This window comes from Microcoleus sp. A006_D1 (assembly GCF_036702805.1).
Lineage (GTDB): Bacteria > Cyanobacteriota > Cyanobacteriia > Cyanobacteriales > Microcoleaceae > Microcoleus.
In genome coordinates this window covers 1-2,381 of sequence record NZ_JAUBVZ010000036.1, presented here as the reverse complement: position 1 = coordinate 2,381, position 2,381 = coordinate 1, and the positions used below count along the sequence as shown (strand labels likewise).

Genomic DNA, 2,381 nt, shown 5'->3' with positions numbered 1-2,381 from the left:
GACTGACTCGGAGGTCAGGCTTTGGTTAGGTTCGATCGCCCCCACTGCACTATCACAGCACCAGGTTGTTGGTTGATTTCAGCCACATATATATAGAGAACCCAGGCGTTGCATGATGGAGAGATCAACTCAAAGTGTTTCTGATGTCATATCCTGAGTGCAAGTCTAGGCATATTCCTAAAAATGGTGACCCCCAAGACAAACTTTCATTACATCTGTGTCGATCGCGGTCGTCAGTTCTTGGAGTGCTATGAAGCCCAGCGCGACTACAGCGATGATATGAAACAGCACTGCCTTACAGTCGCTCAATGGCATGGGTTTCTGAGCCATTGAGCGAGTGCAAGGCGGGCATTACACCACCGTGATTACCTGCGTCAGACAAGTCGGAGCACTGCTTCCTGATGCCTACGATCGCGAAACGATTCCCCAAGTCGGGGAACTGGATGAACTAGAAACCTTGATTGCTAAAAAAAAACAAGATCTGGCTCTCTCTAGGCGGTTGACCACTTCAAGCCCGGAATGTTAGGCGCTCGTTTTGGGTGACCAGAGTGCAGCAACCTTCAAGCCGTTGTGGGCGATGGTTGCGGGTTGGCAATATACCTTCACAGAGTCACGAATGGCTGATTGGTCTATCCTGGTTTTATTCCAGACGGCGATCCGATTGTTAACAAGACTGACATGAGGCGAGTCGAGGGAGAGAACACCAGGTTGCGGCACGATCTCGACTACATCGCAAGACTTTGTGCTACTGGCAGTCTGAAAAAATGCTGAGGCACTGGGTTCGCTTGCTACTGCACTATCTCCGGTTCTGGGATGTTCCGGTTCCTGCTTGATTCATCTCTCTATTCAGTAACGCCCTAAAGTTTCTTGACAGCTAAACATCTTGACTTTGCATCAACCGCTGCTTCAAACGCGCGGGATCGCCCCGATCGACAACCTGGCCCTTTTCCAACAAAAAAGCCCCATCACAATAATTCAACTCATCCAAACGGTGAGTCACCCACAAAGCCGTAATCCCGCGATCCTTCACCAACCGCTGCACCGCCGCCACCAAATCCAACTGAGAATCAGGATCTAACAAAGCCGTCGGTTCATCTAACAGCAAAATTTCGCAGTGACGGGCGATCGCCCCAGCCAGAGCAATTCGCTGCTTCTGGCCCCCACTCAAAGCATAAATCGGCCGCCGCTGCAAATCCAGCAAATTCACAGCCTCCAAAGCCTCAGCCACCCTCTGGCGCACCTGAAGATTAGAAAGCTTTTCCTCCACCAAACCAAAAGCCACATCCGCACCCACCGTCGGCATCACCAACTGATGATCCGGGTTTTGGAACACAAAACCCACACGCCCGCCCAGGTCAATTTCGCCCGATTGGGGGTGCAGCAGCCCAGCTATCAGCCTCAGCAGCGTAGATTTGCCGCTACCGTTAGTACCCAACAGCATCCAAAACTCGCTCTTGGGTACATCCAGAGAGCAACCTTGCAAAACTCGATCGCCCGACGGCCAGCTAAAACACAAATCCCGCACAGCAACCGCTGACTGGCTCATATCGGCATCAACACCCCCAGCCCTCATTCTGCTGCCGACATCGAAACAAAACCCGGGGATCTGCCTGTAGATGAAGTCCCCGATTTCTGAGAAACCACCACCCCAGAAATCTCGCTGCTAAGGACAGCTACTTTTTTCTCAGGATTTTTCTCACAGGTAAGTTCCAAAATTTGCGGTTGGGAGTTGCGAATCGCCTCCAAAACCTCCTGATAAACTGTCACAGCGTCCTCTTCCAACTTCCGCTGCACAGAAAGCGACACGGGCGTGCTCTTCACAATGATGTCAATGCTGAACATATAGTCTTAAAACCTAAGTCTGGAATCTATCCTCAGTATATATAGTAGAAGTTCCGAAATGTAGACGATGAACTTTGGGGACTTCCGAGGCTTCCCAGACTCCCGAGACTCAGGGAATCACTGAAAATCAGGAAAAATTATTAAGAAATGCTTGCTCTTGTAAAGAATTACCCGTATAATCGTGATTACGGTAAAGAAAAGTAAAGTCTGTTCATAATCCAACTTGTTTTCTGCTTAGCAGAGGTAACAGTTGGAAAATCTGACTAGACACATATCCGTTGTAATTATATCCATTTGGAGATTTGCGTAATGACAATCGCAGTCGGACGCGCCCAGAACGAAAGAGGCGTCTTTGATGTCCTCGATGACTGGCTCAAACGCGACCGTTTCGTTTTCGTAGGTTGGTCTGGTATCTTGCTATTCCCATGCGCCTACATGGCAATTGGTGGCTGGTTGACCGGAACCACCTTCGTCACATCCTGGTACACCCACGGTTTGGCAAGCTCCTACCTCGAAGGAGCCAACTTCCTCACCGTCGC

2 protein-coding genes and 2 pseudogenes are annotated in these 2,381 nt (G+C 50.0%); 2 read left to right on the top strand and 2 right to left on the bottom strand.

The genetic code is table 11. The annotated features are described in order from the left end of the window. The first annotated feature begins 143 nt into the window (after positions 1 to 143). Positions 144 to 833: pseudogene (locus QUB68_RS29895) on the top strand (IS1 family transposase). Between the two features lie 41 nt (positions 834 to 874). Here the strand turns inward: QUB68_RS29895 and QUB68_RS29890 are convergent. Both QUB68_RS29890 and QUB68_RS29885 read right to left on the bottom strand, forming a co-directional pair. Beyond that, positions 875 to 1,573: an energy-coupling factor ABC transporter ATP-binding protein gene (locus QUB68_RS29890; protein WP_442923142.1), complete on the bottom strand. Its 699-nt coding sequence runs from the start codon at positions 1,571 to 1,573 to the stop codon at positions 875 to 877. Further along, positions 1,570 to 1,842, bottom strand: a complete 273-nt coding sequence (locus tag QUB68_RS29885) for a hypothetical protein (protein WP_332998553.1) — start codon at positions 1,840 to 1,842, stop codon at positions 1,570 to 1,572. Before QUB68_RS29885 ends, QUB68_RS29890 begins: the two co-directional genes overlap by 4 nt. 309 nt (positions 1,843 to 2,151) lie before the next feature. Here QUB68_RS29885 and QUB68_RS29880 point away from each other — a divergent pair. Next, positions 2,152 to 2,381 (top strand): annotated as a pseudogene (locus tag QUB68_RS29880) (photosystem II D2 protein (photosystem q(a) protein)); the annotation flags it as partial.